General features: G+C 45.5%; 25 protein-coding genes. 18 read left to right on the top strand and 7 right to left on the bottom strand.

What is annotated here, in order from left to right; translation table 11 throughout:
• The first annotated feature begins 183 nt into the window (after nucleotides 1-183).
• From BMW55_RS18310 to BMW55_RS18240, 14 genes are all read left to right on the top strand, one after another.
• On the top strand, nucleotides 184-1,071 hold the full coding sequence (locus BMW55_RS18310; RefSeq protein WP_089970793.1) for a hypothetical protein: 888 nt from the start codon (nucleotides 184-186) through the stop codon (nucleotides 1,069-1,071).
• Nucleotides 1,061-2,389, top strand: coding sequence for a replicative DNA helicase (gene dnaB, locus BMW55_RS18305; protein WP_089970797.1), 1,329 nt, complete (start codon nucleotides 1,061-1,063; stop codon nucleotides 2,387-2,389). The genes BMW55_RS18310 and dnaB overlap by 11 nt, the downstream gene beginning before the upstream one ends.
• Entirely contained in the window at nucleotides 2,386-2,592 is a 207-nt protein-coding gene (locus BMW55_RS18300) for a hypothetical protein (protein WP_089970802.1), read from the top strand. The genes dnaB and BMW55_RS18300 overlap by 4 nt, the downstream gene beginning before the upstream one ends.
• A 4-nt stretch (nucleotides 2,593-2,596) precedes the next feature.
• A complete protein-coding gene (locus BMW55_RS18295; protein ID WP_089970805.1) occupies nucleotides 2,597-2,878 on the top strand; it encodes a hypothetical protein in 282 nt (93 codons plus the stop codon).
• Nucleotides 2,875-3,117 (top strand): hypothetical protein, encoded by a 243-nt coding sequence (locus tag BMW55_RS18290; RefSeq protein WP_089970808.1) that lies wholly within the window; start codon nucleotides 2,875-2,877, stop codon nucleotides 3,115-3,117. Before BMW55_RS18295 ends, BMW55_RS18290 begins: the two co-directional genes overlap by 4 nt.
• Nucleotides 3,114-3,974 (top strand): DNA adenine methylase, encoded by an 861-nt coding sequence (locus BMW55_RS18285; protein WP_089970811.1) that lies wholly within the window; start codon nucleotides 3,114-3,116, stop codon nucleotides 3,972-3,974. The genes BMW55_RS18290 and BMW55_RS18285 overlap by 4 nt, the downstream gene beginning before the upstream one ends.
• A 315-nt stretch (nucleotides 3,975-4,289) precedes the next feature.
• Entirely contained in the window at nucleotides 4,290-5,273 is a 984-nt protein-coding gene (locus BMW55_RS18275) for a DNA cytosine methyltransferase (RefSeq protein WP_089970817.1), read from the top strand.
• A gap of 59 nt (nucleotides 5,274-5,332) precedes the next feature.
• Entirely contained in the window at nucleotides 5,333-5,527 is a 195-nt protein-coding gene (locus BMW55_RS18270) for a hypothetical protein (RefSeq protein WP_089970819.1), read from the top strand.
• A 2-nt stretch (nucleotides 5,528-5,529) separates the two neighbouring features.
• Nucleotides 5,530-5,763, top strand: coding sequence for a hypothetical protein (locus BMW55_RS18265; RefSeq protein WP_089970822.1), 234 nt, complete (start codon nucleotides 5,530-5,532; stop codon nucleotides 5,761-5,763).
• Nucleotides 5,764-5,803: 40 nt separating this feature from the next.
• Nucleotides 5,804-6,013 (top strand): hypothetical protein, encoded by a 210-nt coding sequence (locus BMW55_RS18260; RefSeq protein ID WP_089970825.1) that lies wholly within the window; start codon nucleotides 5,804-5,806, stop codon nucleotides 6,011-6,013.
• A gap of 239 nt (nucleotides 6,014-6,252) precedes the next feature.
• On the top strand, nucleotides 6,253-6,624 hold the full coding sequence (locus BMW55_RS18255; RefSeq protein WP_089970828.1) for a hypothetical protein: 372 nt from the start codon (nucleotides 6,253-6,255) through the stop codon (nucleotides 6,622-6,624).
• Between the two features lie 110 nt (nucleotides 6,625-6,734).
• The gene (locus BMW55_RS18250; RefSeq protein ID WP_089970834.1) at nucleotides 6,735-6,971 is read left to right on the top strand and encodes a hypothetical protein; all 237 of its coding nucleotides are present in this window, start codon (nucleotides 6,735-6,737) and stop codon (nucleotides 6,969-6,971) included.
• Between the two features lie 106 nt (nucleotides 6,972-7,077).
• Nucleotides 7,078-7,365 (top strand): hypothetical protein, encoded by a 288-nt coding sequence (locus BMW55_RS18245; RefSeq protein WP_139179508.1) that lies wholly within the window; start codon nucleotides 7,078-7,080, stop codon nucleotides 7,363-7,365.
• A gap of 83 nt (nucleotides 7,366-7,448) precedes the next feature.
• Nucleotides 7,449-7,841 (top strand): sigma factor-like helix-turn-helix DNA-binding protein, encoded by a 393-nt coding sequence (locus tag BMW55_RS18240; protein WP_089970840.1) that lies wholly within the window; start codon nucleotides 7,449-7,451, stop codon nucleotides 7,839-7,841.
• Between the two features lie 313 nt (nucleotides 7,842-8,154).
• Here BMW55_RS18240 and BMW55_RS18230 read toward each other — a convergent pair whose 3' ends face one another.
• Together BMW55_RS18230 and BMW55_RS18225 are read right to left on the bottom strand one after the other, a co-directional pair.
• Nucleotides 8,155-8,580: a type II toxin-antitoxin system HicB family antitoxin gene (locus BMW55_RS18230; protein ID WP_089970846.1), complete on the bottom strand. Its 426-nt coding sequence runs from the start codon at nucleotides 8,578-8,580 to the stop codon at nucleotides 8,155-8,157.
• 42 nt (nucleotides 8,581-8,622) lie between these two features.
• Nucleotides 8,623-8,817: a type II toxin-antitoxin system HicA family toxin gene (locus BMW55_RS18225; protein WP_211663681.1), complete on the bottom strand. Its 195-nt coding sequence runs from the start codon at nucleotides 8,815-8,817 to the stop codon at nucleotides 8,623-8,625.
• A 188-nt stretch (nucleotides 8,818-9,005) separates the two neighbouring features.
• Between BMW55_RS18225 and BMW55_RS19570 the strand changes: the two genes are divergently transcribed.
• The 4 genes from BMW55_RS19570 (at nucleotide 9,006) to BMW55_RS18210 (ending at nucleotide 11,429) form a co-directional block, all read left to right on the top strand.
• Nucleotides 9,006-9,167, top strand: coding sequence for a hypothetical protein (locus BMW55_RS19570; protein WP_170839956.1), 162 nt, complete (start codon nucleotides 9,006-9,008; stop codon nucleotides 9,165-9,167).
• A 77-nt stretch (nucleotides 9,168-9,244) separates the two neighbouring features.
• A complete protein-coding gene (locus tag BMW55_RS18220; protein ID WP_089970849.1) occupies nucleotides 9,245-9,637 on the top strand; it encodes an HNH endonuclease in 393 nt (130 codons plus the stop codon).
• A 93-nt stretch (nucleotides 9,638-9,730) separates the two neighbouring features.
• Entirely contained in the window at nucleotides 9,731-10,366 is a 636-nt protein-coding gene (locus tag BMW55_RS19115) for a hypothetical protein (protein WP_139179509.1), read from the top strand.
• Nucleotides 10,367-10,754: 388 nt separating this feature from the next.
• A complete protein-coding gene (locus tag BMW55_RS18210; RefSeq protein WP_089973193.1) occupies nucleotides 10,755-11,429 on the top strand; it encodes an N-acetylmuramoyl-L-alanine amidase in 675 nt (224 codons plus the stop codon).
• Between the two features lie 51 nt (nucleotides 11,430-11,480).
• On the opposite strand, the gene BMW55_RS18205 is transcribed toward BMW55_RS18210, so the two are convergent.
• From BMW55_RS18205 to BMW55_RS18180, 5 genes are all read right to left on the bottom strand, one after another.
• On the bottom strand, nucleotides 11,481-12,023 hold the full coding sequence (locus BMW55_RS18205) for a hypothetical protein (protein ID WP_089973191.1): 543 nt from the start codon (nucleotides 12,021-12,023) through the stop codon (nucleotides 11,481-11,483).
• A gap of 186 nt (nucleotides 12,024-12,209) precedes the next feature.
• Nucleotides 12,210-12,767 (bottom strand): hypothetical protein, encoded by a 558-nt coding sequence (locus BMW55_RS18195; protein ID WP_089973186.1) that lies wholly within the window; start codon nucleotides 12,765-12,767, stop codon nucleotides 12,210-12,212.
• Nucleotides 12,768-12,794: 27 nt separating this feature from the next.
• Nucleotides 12,795-13,205, bottom strand: coding sequence for a helix-turn-helix domain-containing protein (locus BMW55_RS19780; RefSeq protein WP_244527626.1), 411 nt, complete (start codon nucleotides 13,203-13,205; stop codon nucleotides 12,795-12,797).
• Between the two features lie 16 nt (nucleotides 13,206-13,221).
• Nucleotides 13,222-13,527, bottom strand: coding sequence for a hypothetical protein (locus BMW55_RS18185; protein WP_089973183.1), 306 nt, complete (start codon nucleotides 13,525-13,527; stop codon nucleotides 13,222-13,224).
• A gap of 212 nt (nucleotides 13,528-13,739) precedes the next feature.
• Nucleotides 13,740-14,159, bottom strand: a complete 420-nt coding sequence (locus BMW55_RS18180) for a hypothetical protein (RefSeq protein ID WP_089973180.1) — start codon at nucleotides 14,157-14,159, stop codon at nucleotides 13,740-13,742.
• Nucleotides 14,160-14,193: the final 34 nt, after the last annotated feature.

Below are 14,193 nucleotides of genomic sequence, written 5' to 3'. Positions count from 1 at the left end.
GAGTGAAGAGAGGCTTCCTTAAATGGGATATGTCAAAAAGCCGGTTTTATATCGAATGGGAAACCGTTTGGCAAGCATAAATTACGGGCGGCGGCCGATCGCCCCGCCCTTCTCCCAAACCTTCCGGGAATTTCCCGGAACTTCCTAAACAGTCTAAGAAACTCAGGAGTAGGTGAGGAAACCATGGCAGAGCGCAGGATGATTAGTAAAAGTATTAGTGTGTCGGAAAAGGTCAATGCGATGTCAATATTTGCCCGATTGCTGTTTACCTGGATGATCCCGCATACAGACGATTTTGGAAGAATGCCCGGATCACCAGCAAAAGTAAAAGCCTTAGTCGTGCCAATGGCCGATGAAACAAAGCAAGACGTTGAAAATGCTCTTTATGAGATGGTCGAACAAAATCTAATTGAATGGTACCAGGTTGATGGTAGCCAATACATCCAGATCGTTGATTTTGAACGGCACCAGACAGGGCTTCATAAACGCACAAAATCAAAGTTTCCCGGCCCTGACGATCCGAATGCCAAGAAGGTTTCCGAACCTTTCCGGGAAATTCCGGGAAACTCCGAAATTTACCGCCATGAAGAGAACAGAACAGAAGAGAATAGAAAAATACTACAACAGCCTTCGGCACCGTCTGGCGACGGTGTGGTTGTAGCTGATAAACCACCAAACAATAAAGAGCTCATTGCCGAGTTAGTTTCCAAATATCGTAGTATCCCCGGAGTCAAACAGCACAAAGGCGACTATGCTTTCATCGGCAAGATGTATAACGAATTTGGTTACTCCGAGGTTTATTCTGCCATTGACACTCTGGAAGCAAAGATGTTGATAGAACCGATTGATAAAACATTAGCCTACCTGAAAGGCATCTTAGAAAATAGCCGTGGGAAAGTGCTCCCGCTGCCGCAGAGGCCACCTAAAGAGCGATCATGGAACAAAGAACCGGTCCGGGTGAACCAGCCGACAGACGAGGATCTTGAGCGTCAACAGCAAGTCGAGGAAGAGATGCGCCAGCTGATGCTTGAACGCCAGCAGAGAAGGAAGGGTGCCGTGAATGGAGATTAAACCGGCATTTGATACAGCACTCGAAGAAGAAATCATTGGAAGCATGATCTATGATCCGGCCTGTATCGCTGAAATTGCAGATTTTATTAAGCCGGAATACTTCTATCATCGCCAATACCAGCTGTTGTATGAACATATCATTGAGCTCTGGCAAGACGATGAGACTCGAGTTCATCTAGTTGAAATGGCACCGTTTTTGCAAAAACACGGAATTGATATCGCAAAGCTCAACAGAATGATGGGCGCCATAACAACTACGGCCACCATTGTCTATCATGCTACCCGGTTAAGGGATTTATGGGCGTTGCGCGAAGCCATGAAAGTTGGGTATGAGCTTATCCAAGCTGGACATCTGCGGGATCGGGATGACATCAAGGAGGCCATTGGACAGGCGGAAGCAAAGCTGGCAAAGATTACGGATACGACTGCTTCCACCGAAACAATGACAACGATGATGTCTGCATTGATGGAGTTTAGTGAGGAATTTGATGAGTTGTATCACAAGGGTGAAGGGATTGTTGGGCTATCAACGGGTTTTAAAGATTTAGATCTAAAAACTACTGGTCTTAAAAACGCCGATTTCATTGTAATTGGCGGTCGCTCGAGTATGGGGAAAACGGCATTCGCTCTTCAGCTGGCAAGAAATATTAGTGTCGATCAAGAAAAGCCCGTTCTTTTCTTCTCGTTGGAGATGAGTAAAAAGTCATTGGTTCGACGGATGCTTGCATCAGAAGCAATGATCAACATTCAAAAAATGAATTCAGGTTTGATCCAACCCGATGAATATGAACGGTATACAGAAGCAATGGGGATTCTTAGCAGAGCTCAATTGGTCATTGATGACCAGCCGGGGCTCACTGTTGCAGATATGAAAGCTAAAGCGAGGAGGATGAAACGAGAACGAGGGCTCTCATGTATCATTATCGACTATTTGCAGTACGTGAGAGGATCGGGTCGGCAAGAAAGATACCTGGAGCTTGGGGAGATCACTTCTCAACTCAAGGGCATGGCTAAGGAGTTTGATATTCCTGTTATAGCCCTGGCTCAGCTGTCTCGCGGCGTAGATCAACGTCAGGACAAACGGCCAGTGATGAGTGATCTGCGGGAGAGTGGAAACATCGAGCAAGATGCGGACCTGATTATGCTTTTATATCGGGATGAGTATTACAATCCTCAAACCGAAAAGAAAAACATCGTTGAAGTGATCATTGGTAAACAACGAAACGGGCCAACCGGGGTTGTAGAGCTTGGATTCTTCAAGGAAACCAATAGATTCTTTGACGTTGAGAAATTGAAGAATAGAGGGGGATCATCATGAACCGTTGGTGGGTGTATGAATTCATGAAAAATCGATACTTGGAGACCGGGGTTATCCCGCAAAGGCGCGAGATATTGGCGAAATTCTCCGGGATGGAAACAAAAGAGATCAGCGAGGGAATGATCGAATTCCACCTGGCTTACCCTCGGTTTAAAGAAATACGGGACGACTACGAAGCTCTGAAAAAAGAAATGGGAGCGTGACATCATGGAAGCAGCAATCACCTGGAAGCAAACACAACTTAAGAAGCCAATTAAATCATCGCTGCCGGCAGACGATGAGGTTATCATTCCCGGAAAATGGCGCGGGAAAGACGTGAAAGAGTTTGTGCACATGTGGAAGTGCGGTCTGGCTCTTAAAGATATCGCCAAAGGGTGGCCGGATCGAACCACCAATGATTTAAGGTTTCTTCACGATTACGCGCTTAAAAAGGGATGGATCAGCGAGAGACCAGGCGGGGAAGACGGCCGGCGGAGGTGTGGTGCATGAAACAGCGCATCAAGGGCAGGGTCAGCAAAGAAGGCTTCTACTTTGAATCTTTACGCGGCGGTCAAACGTTCTCGGTTCGAGAAGGAGGGCCGCAAGGACGATTCATCGGTCATGTGACGAGGCTCAGTCAAGGTTGGTGGCGTGCTCACCTTCCAGGCGGAATCACCGCAAAAGGGCAGAGCCGGTCACAGGCGGTTCTGAAGGCAATGAAGACGCAAGGAGAGGGAGAAACAGCATGATAGCAACAAGATCACCACTCATCTGGATGGGCGGGAAAGCAAAACTTGCCGTGGAGATCATCTCCCGGATGCCTGACCACAAAGTGTATGTTGAACTGTTTGGTGGTGCGGCCCATGTGATGGCCCAAAAGTCTCCATCTGCCCATGAAATATATAACGATATTGACGGACATCTGGTAAATTTTCTCCTCGTTGCCAGGGCGGATCCGGAAAAGCTCCGGCAGGCTTGCGAGACGCTGCCATATTCCCGATGGCTTTACGAAACATGGCGGGATGAATGGAAAGCTGGAAAGTGGCCGGCGGATCCGTTTGAGAGGGCGGTAAGGTGGTTCTATCTTAACCGGTCGGCCATTGCCAAAGGGAATTCACCTAAGAACAAAAACACTGGATGGCGACATAGCACAACCAGCAAAGAAAATCCAGCAAGGAGTTATCAAACAGCATGTCAACGTATCGAAAGTTTTGCTAAGAGAATGCGTCCTGTGTTAATCGAAAACTTGGATTTTCGCAAGGTTATTGAGAAATACGACTCCCCGGATACTTTGTTCTACTGCGATCCACCTTATTTTGATTGCGAGCATTACTACATGGGTGAGTTTAGCGAAAGGGATCACAGAGATCTGGCGGAGATGCTGAAGCAGATAAAGGGGAAGGCGATTGTCTCGTACTATGATCACCCAATGGTTTACCGCCTCTATGATGGATGGCGCATAGAGACATTTGATACACATAAGCAGGTTATCACGAACAAAAGCACCGCGGACAATCGTGCCAGAGAAGTGCTTCTCATGAATTATGATTTGCAAATGTCGCTCTTCGAGTTTGCTTCAGGTGGTGAGGTAAGTGGGACAGCTTGAGCTCTTTCCTGATGAAGTAACATCACTAAACACCATGAAATGTGTTTGCAAGCTATGCGGTACCAGTTTCAGAGCCGTTTGGAGGAACGATCTTTCCTTAATCTGCGAGAACTGCCAGCAGAATGAGCCGAATCCAATGAGGAAGACACACGGGCCTGGACCAGATGGAGCCAAGTGCAAAACATGCAAGCACCTGTTTGCAAAACGATGGGATAGAACCTATTACAAATGCGCTCTACGTGGCAACACAAACGGAGCCGGCACAGATCATCGGGTGAGATGGAACGCATGTGCGAAGTATGAGGAGGACAAAGAGTGAGAATGGTGGACCTCTTCTCCGGAATCGGCGGGATTAGTTTAGCAGCAGAATGGGCCGGGATCGAAACGGTTGCCTTTTGCGAAATAGAACCGCATTGTCAAAAGGTTTTGCGGAAACATTGGCCGTATGTGCCGATCTATGATGATGTTCGGAAGTTAACTCGGGAGAGGTTGGAGAGAGACGGAGTGATAGATGATGCACGAACAATTGACATTGTTTGTGGAGGATTCCCCTGCCAGCCATTTAGTGTTGCCGGGAAGCAACGAGGCAAGGAAGATGACCGCCACCTCTGGCCGGAAATGTTTAGAGTTATCAAGGAACTTAGACCCACTTGGATACTTGGAGAGAACGTTGCTGGAATCGTTAGATTGGCACTCGACGATGTACTTGCTGACTTGGAAAGTGAAGGCTACTCCTGCCGGACGTTTATTATTCCAGCTTGCGCCGTCGGTGCGCCCCACAGACGGGACCGGGTCTGGATTGTGGGCCACTCCGAGAGCAAACAAAATCGGAGGGTACAGCAGTCCAGGATGGAGTCCAACTTTGGAACAACAAGTGAAACTTTGGCCGACACCGAAAGCAAGCATTCGGGGAGATTGCCCATCGGAGAGAAAGCGGAGAACTCCAGATTTACCAGCAGCAGTCAAGATGTGGCCGACACCGACGGCGCAGGACAGCAAAAATGCAACGTTACCTCAATCGCAGAAAGATCGGGATTCAGTACCTGGAGCGTTGATCCGAGAAGGGCAGAAAGGCCAGCTGAATCCGGACTGGGTAGAGTGCTTGATGGGTTTCCCACCGGGATGGACGGACATCGATGGCCGGCAGGATTAGGTCAGGAGCAGTATGATTGGGAGCCACCCAGGGTAGCGGAAGGGGTTAAGAACCGGGTAGCTCGGTTGAAGGCGTTGGGTAATGCCGTTGTACCTCAGCAAGTTTATCCGATTCTCAGGGCTATGGTTGAAGCGGACTACAAATAAAAAGCACCCTTCTGGCTTCCACCAGAGGGGTGCATGACCCTAAAGAAAAGGTGATACAAGTGAATTTTAGCAATCACAAGAGTGAAAAGCAAATTAGCAAACCAAAAACGGTTTTATGGGAGCTCACCGAGGAACAGGTCAAAGTGCTTCAGCTGATATTCAATCAGTGGTATCTATCTGATAGTCAACGCGAGATCCGCGATCAGCTTGCAGATGAGCTTACTGATTTGGCAGTGGCGTTTGAGGAGGAGTGAACGTGAAAAAAGCGATTCAACGCCGGCTTAAAAGCCTGGGAAGATGGGAAGTCATCCAGATCGGCAACTATGTCATCCAACGATACAGCCAATTTTATTCTTACATCTGCTACGACGCTCACACTGGGCGTAATCTTGGCGGCGGAAGCTTAGGTCTTATTTCTCATAAATTAAAAGATCTCATCAAACAAGATAAAAGACCTATAAAACAAGCCGACTTTTTACACAGCTTATAGATTACAGGGCGGCCACTGTCCCTTTGGAGGAGGATAAAAAATGGGTAAACACACTCTCAAAAAAGGCGACAAAGTTGTCATGCACACATGCGCCGAGGCGGAAAAATACAACGGCAAAATATGGACTTGCAGCACGGATGAATACACAGTGGGCGAAGGAAGACTTAAACAACGTCTGATTTTCCTGGAAGGTTTCAGCGGTGCTTTTGCAGTCCAATATCTGCAATTGGTCAGATTGGAGACGGAATGAAAAGACGAAGAAACAAACGGGCGGCCATCCGCCCTGATCGGAGGTGTGGGAGTGGCAAGTGGTTGCATATTAGGCGATTGTCCTCTTTGCACCGATTTGATTTATGAGGATGAAATGGCCTGGGATGATGAATTAGGAATATGCCATGAATCATGCTTAAATAACGTCTTATGGAGAAGTGTTCACGGAAGCATTGTTCTAGTGGCGGTTAGGAGAAAGTCAAAACAGGAGGCGACACCATGAAAGGATTATCTGGATGGCTGGCACTGGACGGGCAATTTTACCCGTGCCGGTACGGGGAACATCACCAGCTGGCAGAGCTGATCTATGATGCCCACGAGAGAGAAATGAACCGATTGAGAGAAAAGTTGTCCAAGGAAAGAAAAGGGTATGTGGATCGGGAGTCGGTTATTCAATCCGGTGGTTTTATAAAACTCGGTTGTGATTCATTCGGCAGCGGTTATATTTTCTTCCCTGTGAGCGAACCGATGACGAAAGAGCAAGCCTGGTGGTTCTACTACAACCAAGACAAGTTGTCTAAAGAGCAGCGGGAAATGTGGGAGTGGTACTGCGACCAAAATTCGATCGAAACGGAGGAGATGGCATCGTGAGTTAACCCCCTGCCTCAACAGCAGGGGAGCGGCAGAAAAGAGGTTTCCCATGGACCACTACATTATATGAGACATAACTACCTAGTGTTACTGAAAGGGGAGGTCGGAGGGTGACTAAGTTCCATCTGATTTACCGGCCAGCGACAAAAGAATATGTCCAGTTTTGTGATATCGAATCGTGTTTTGGCCCGCACGTTGTTTGGACTCGTGATCAATCATACGCATATCAGTTTGAAAGCAGGCGAAAGGCTGCTCAAGTAGCTGAAACAATCACTCAAGCAGACAAGATCCGGATGCAGATCATCACATTTAAAGAAGAAGGGAGAAATACCATTGAGTGTGCATAGTACTAAACGGTTGAACGATTACGAGCTTACTGTTGGAGTTTACTTAGGAAAGAAAGATCGGTTGATTCGCTCTTGGCACCAAACGTTGCCGAAAGGAAGCTTTTCAATGCTAACCAAGCTTTGTATTCAGGCGTATCTACAAAAGCAATATTTCCCTCTGCAAACCGTTTGCGATGTTCAGTCACTGAAAAAAGAGATGGAAAAGAACAGATACTTCCGCCCTCAACAGCGCAATATCACTTTTACACCCGAAGACGGGCCCGTTTATGAGTGGGTCAAAAGCTTGGAAAGTGGCTATCGGAGTGAGGAGATCAAGGAGATTCTGAAAGAAACTATAACTCAAACCCTGAATCTCCATCCTTTCCGATCAGGCTCGGGCATCACCAATCGATAGAAAAGACAAACAAAAAATCCCCGCTTTCGGGCGGGGAAATTGCGCGATCTTCGTGCTATTTCATTATAACATGGGGTGGGAAAATGGAGAAACTATACTCTGATTTGTGCACGGAGATTGACATCCTGACATTGAGAATCAAAGATTTGGAAATGGAGTATAAGTTTTGGTATCGTGCATGTTTCGGAAATCGATCTTTCCCACTGGACATCTGTTTAAAGCGGATGGAAGAGATATGTGATCAAGTGGAAATGTACAGCACTCTCCTAGAAGAAAAAGAGAAGACGAGAAAAGAGATTGAAAAGCGCATGTCCGAATTTGAAGGGCTTGAATATAAAGTCAGCTATCTACGGGATGTTAAGGGAATGACCTTGGCTGAGATTGCGGCTGAACTTGGATACAGTTATATCTGGATCAAACAGATCAGCGCCAGGACGCGGAAGAAGAAACATACCAAGAACATACTTTCTGGTTGATTATTTCGTGTTATTATGGTATCGGAAGAGTTTGCCAAATCACCCGGAAGGTTTGGTAGGCTTTTATCATAAATGATACCCCTATACTTGAATAGGTTTTTGGGGGATCATCCTTGAAAATCCCCCTACCAAAGCGAGCGGGAAAAACAAAAAAATTCATCAAAAGGGCAGGTGGGAATTCCTTTCCCATCCGGATTTCCGTTATCTTCCCGCTCAAATTTAAAGCGCCGAACCGATAAAAAAATTGGAGGTGAAATTCCTCCAATACAGTGGGCGAATCGGCGCTTTCTTTTTTTGTGTTTCATTTGCATGATCAGTGATTCACTCCTAAGTGGTGTTTTAATGCTTCTTGGAGAATTTGCGAAAAGTTTACATCATGTTTTTCACCAAGATCATTTAACCATTTAGGGATAGTTAAAGTTTTCTTGACTGATTTTTGCCCGATTTCCTGAACCGCTTTTTTTGAAACAGAAACGAGAACTAATGCTACCTGTTCACCTTCTTCTTTGTATTCTTCTAAGTTAATTTCACTGAGTTTAGAAGGGGCAGGAATTTCTTCTTTGTTTTCCATCATGGTATACAAGTGTCCGGCAAGTGCTTCCTGGGCCATGCGAAAAGCGTCCTCTTCATCCTCACCATGAGAAACGCAGCCCGGAAGATCGGGGAAGGTTACACCTACACCCTTAACGTCTGGATCATAATGAAAAACAGCCGGATAGATATAATAAATTTTTGCCATTAAAATCATCTCCTTTGTGTATTTGAAGGGAAAGGGGCGGGATCAAAGAATCTTGATCCCTGATTGTCGCTCAATACTTTTTATTGTCCCTTTCGGTAAATCTTTCTTAGGATGAGGTATTGTTACAGTACCTTTTTTTGTTGGGTGTCTGAAGTGGTGATGATCACCTGTGACCCTTGCTAAGTACCATCCATCTTTCTTTAATGCTTTGATAATTTCTCGTGACGACTTTGGAATTAGAACCCCTCCCTTCAGTATTAATTATAATACGTATTTGATGCGTATTCAATACGTATTGATACGTACAAAAGCCTTTTTTATGTAAAACTCAGCCCCCGAGCGGTGCTTTTTATTTTACTCAAGTAGGTTGTGTAAAACTTGGTTAACGCTTGATGAATAGATATACTGTTAAAGAGGTGATGAACATGGAAGGAAAGCGGGAATGCCCTTACTGCGAAGGAACGGGTAAAGAATGGGATTATGCCTATAATTCCGAGATAGGCGAAGAGGTCCGCGTAGTCCTTGACGATCCTTGCGAAGAATGCGGAGGTACGGGGTTCATCCAAGATACACCTGAAAAGCGATAATATAACAGCACCCAAGCGGTGCTTTTTATTTTACTGAATGTAATTGTGTAAAACCCATTTTGTATGGATGTGGTACGATGCCTAAACGACCGCTAAGACCATGCAATAAACCCGGTTGCCCAAACCTTACACAGTCGCGGTATTGTGATAAACATGCCAATGAATATAAGACGCAGGAACGACAACGGAAACGGGAGTACAATCGGAAACGCCCCACCCCTGCGCAGCTAGGCTATGATCGAGAGTGGGCAAAAGCGAGGCAACGTTTCCTGAAAGCAAATCCATATTGTGTAGTGTGTGGGGATAAAGCGACGGTGGTGGATCATATCGTGCCGCATAAAGGCGATAGATATTTATTCTGGCAAGCAAGCAACTGGGCTCCTATGTGTTGGAGTTGTCATAGTAGGAAGACAGCGAAATATGATAGTGGGTTTGCTAATAAAAAGATTAAGTATACAAAAGGAAATTGATGTTTACGAAAGAATAGTTAATCAAAATAAAAGTTCCTGCGGTGCTGCAACACCCAGGAACGTGACCAACACCTGACATGGAGGCGTTGATAGTTGAATATTACCATATGCGCAACTTGTGGTAAACAATTTGAATACCTCAGAAAGAAAGGCCCTGCTCGAAAATATTGTTCTGATGAATGCAGAAACAAACAGCCTAGAACAGTCAAAAATATGACCGCTGAAAATATGACCGCTGTTTGTGTTGTTTGTAATGCGGAGTTCGCCCCGCGTTACAAAAGCCAAAAATGTTGTTCTCGTGAATGCGGAAAGAAATCGGCTGGTCAGGTTCTTAGTCAAAGGTTTCAAACACATATTTGTAAACATTGCGGATCTGAATTCAAGCATAAAAGAAGTGGGAGAACAAAGAATATATTTTGTTCTAGAGAATGCGCCTATAACCATAGAAAAGGAAGCACTACATCGAACAAGCGTAAAGAATATAAAGATTTACTTGAAGAACCCAAAAAGAATTGTGGAACAAAGCCATATGTAGAAAAGAAATGTCGTCACTGTGGAACATTGTTTAGAACTAACTACATGGCAGAAAGAAGGGTTTATTGTTCTATTAAATGTTCCAACAGAGCTAATGCATTGAACAGACAAAAACGTTTAAAAGGGAAGTTTGTTGAACGCGTTTTTTTTAATGGATATATTCGAAAGAGACGGCGGTATATGCCAAATATGTAACAAAAAAGTATCTCTTGAATATGAGTATCCTCATCCTCTAAGTGTTTCACTTGATCATATCAAACGGCATGTTAGGCCAATGTGAACAATTGAAATTGTTTTAGATAGTGGTAGGGGCCTCCAATCCTTGGGGCCTCCTTCTGTATAGCGCTCGCGGTGGCCGGTGTGGATATTGCTCCGGAAAAATGGGCCCAATGGGAGGAACTTGTCAACGCTGCGGCGGCGGTTGCGGTGGCGTTTGGGATTTTCCGTTACAACCCCAAAGGGGAGTAAGCAATCCTATTGTCATGACAACAAAATCCATAAGCGTGAACGTGACCAATTAGGTCGCTTCACAGGAAAGGAAGTGGTTTGAATGTTCCGGATCATGATTGATCCGGGTCATTAGCTGCATGGTGGCAATGACCCAGGTGCTGTCGGAAACGGATTGCGTGAAAAAGACTTAACCTTGGCGATCAGTAAGGCAATCAAAAAAGAGCTTTTGAGTTACGAAGGAGTGGAGGTTCTGCTTACCCGGGAAGATGACCGTTACCTGTCCTTGGCCGAACGTTGCCGGGTAGCAAACTCCTGGGGAGCTGACTTTTTCCTGAGCGTTCATATCAACGCTGGCGGCGGTGACGGGTTTGAATCTTATGTATATCGGGCTGCATCCGCGAAGTCCAAAACTGCTCAAGATCATATCCATGCTGCAGTAGCAGCCATCACGAATGCGAAGGGATGGAAGGATCGCGGCCAAAAAACTGCCGGCTTCTATGTGGTCAAGAATACTCGTATGCCTGCTCTGTTAACAGAAAACGGCTTTATTGATACGGCCGGCAACGCGGATGACTTAAAACAAGCCAGCTTCATCCAGGCGTTGGGGGTAGCCCATGCGAAGGGGATCGCGGCAGCTTTTGGATTGAGACGGAAAGTAGATATTCCGCCCCCGCCATTCTATGATTTGGTCATTAATGATGAAGGTGTGGCAAGAGTGAGTGCCCGAAATCCGGATGAATTGGCCGCTGCCGTGAAAAAGTTTGTGGGGCAAAGAGTGGATAAGATCACACTTGAAAAAAGGAAATGAGAGAGCCAGCCTTTGCCGGCTGGCTCCTCATTTCAGTTATTCTCTCATCGCTCACTTTTTCTTGATACTTTCTTCGAGGACATAGTGTAAAACTTCGTCACGGGATACGAACTTTGTTTCCCCGGTTTTTATATCTATCAATTTGACGAGCACAAAATATTTGTTTATCGTTTCCACTGTTTCTACTTTCCATCGGTCTCCTTTCCCATCAATTACCACCTTTCCTTTGACCCGATTCATATCAAGTATTTCCCTTCCCTCGTCAAACTGGAATACGAAATCATATACTTCGGGCATGTCTATCGCATCCTTAATTGTCGTCCACGGGACCCACTTTGTGGACGTTTTTCCATCTTCAATGGTGAGCCAGATGTCACCATTTTCCGCTCGGAAAAAACCGCGCTCCGGGGTTTTTTGCTGAAGAATGCCTTTGACGCACATGCAGCCATCCTCCAAGTCCTGAGGAGGCTCTTTTTTTATCTCCCATCCACTTTCTCCTACTTTTCCGACGAGGTAAACCTCTTCTACCTCTATCTCTTCTATAACCCATCTTTGATCTAGTTCATTGTAACCGGTGATTGTCATTTTTTTCATGTCAAACATCTCCCTTTTCTTGGTCTCTTTTGATGATTTCCAAGAGTGCCTTTCGCCTTTCTTGGAGAGCTCTTAAAAGTCGCTCTCCTTTTTCTTTCCTCACTCTTCCTTTACCCTTACAGAAACTACACGTCCATTCACCGCTCCAGATTTGACCGCCGCCCGTGCCGTTACATTGGGGGCATATCATAGGTTCAGCCCTTGGAGCCCTTGGAATGGTTCAATACTTTTTATCTCAAACTCTGGAGTTTTGGCATTCGGATTTGACGAGTAGAAGAAGGTGGCGATCAGTCCCTCAGCTTCTTCCTTCATCCTTACCTTATCCTTCGGTTGGAAAAGTACTACATTATCGACAGGGAAATCTGCCCACTTGTATCTCAATAGATATACGTCTTTTTCTGGGGAAAACTCCCCTGTTTCTAACTTCAACAAATACTTTCTATACATATGGGCGTACCAAGTGGATAATCCTAGGCTATTTTCCTCTGCCCATTTCAACAGAGGGACATCAAAAGCCTTGGAGACATATTCCTCAAGAGCCTTCCACTGAGGATTTGCACCACCATCCAAAGGGATTCCACCGCCATACGACACTAATCGTTCATAAACGCGTACTATATCAAGTCTCTTACAACCAAGAATTTCTGCTTCTTGGTCATTTTCGACAAAGACTTCGACATATACACCGCCAGAAGGGTTACTTCCTTTTCCATATCGACGAGAAGAAAATTTAATAACTTTCATAGTTCTCTCTCCTTTTATTTTATTGTACTATTCTACCGGCTCCTCCACCCATTGGCCGGAGGTGCGCCCGTCAACCACTCGGATCCATCCTCCCGAGTCGGAACATTGGAACCAGCCGGTTAAACCTTTCCCAGTGAAAGCACCCTCGATCAGTTCCATACCTTCATCAATCTCGTAACCAGGCTTCTCAAGAAACCATTCATCAGCACCCGGCCATCCAACCAGGATCATTTCCACTTCTACCATCTCCTCCTTTGGGTTCGGTTGGGTCTTATCGATGACCCATACGCCTCGGTGTTCCCCACCGATCTTCTTCGCGCGAATCTTGCCTTCCGCGCATAGGTTTTTGATGTAGCCGGGGGAGAGACCCCACATCTCCCCGGCTTCATCTACTCCCATGATGAGATCAAGTGGATTGATTATTTTTTCTCTTTTCATCAGACCACCTCTTCTGCTACTCGATAACACTTTTGGGAATCCACTTCTCGGCAGCGAGAACCCCCCGGAACTTAGGACCAGGGTTCCCATAGATCAGGATCGCTTTTTCAGTTTCGCGAACGACTTTACCCGTGAATTGATTCCGGGCAATGAGACCGTTTTTTCTCGCGAAGTCCCTGTTTACTGTGATTGTCACGATCTGGTCTTCCATCTCTTTAGCCTCCTTCCATGCGAGGCGCAAAGCGAGCGCCAACCGTGCTGCGTAGTCTCCGATCATTTGTTTTGCCAGCTGATGTGCTCTTTTCATGATTTGCGCTTTCACTTTGAACGCCTCCTTTTTAATATGCGCTTGCGCATTTCTTGAGATTATAATATCATGTGCGCAAGCGCATGTAAAGGGGTTTTGAAAAATTTTTTTGAGTATTTTTTCGATAGAAGGGAGAGGGAGCGCATCACCCGATGTCGAACAAGACCATGACCAAAGACCATAACTTGTAAATAGATAACCCCCAACATCGGTGTTGGGGGTGTTCATTACTTCGCATTTTCTAATGCCTTTTTATATTGTTTGAACTTCTCTTCTGGTAGATCGCCATTTATCTGAACTAAAATGTTATCTTTTTCTATAGTCCATGAGAAGAGCATAGCACTTTCTTTCCCCATCCTATCATAGAATTCCTTTGTTTGTTTTAAATCTGCTGCATTGTCAAAGCTGAAAATACGGCCTCCCGCGTTTTCCCCTAACGAAGGAATGAAGAAACGTTTTGCTTCCTTCGCCTTCATTGGAGCCAATCCGTAGTCATCTTTGGTCATCTCCCGTGGATTTTCTGCTTCTAATCCAGCAGCTTTAAATTTCTGAAGGACATCATCCACAGTCAATGATTGATTTTGGTCAGAACATCCACCAAGAATCAATGAAAGTAACGTGATCGCGAAGAAAATAATACGACTCATTTGATTTTCCTCCCCTACAGATTTTCTAACTATT

It is taken from the genome of Lihuaxuella thermophila (assembly GCF_900110165.1).
GTDB classification, from domain to species: Bacteria; Bacillota; Bacilli; order Thermoactinomycetales; family Thermoactinomycetaceae; genus Lihuaxuella; species Lihuaxuella thermophila.
This window is presented reverse-complemented; position numbering and strand designations above follow the sequence as displayed.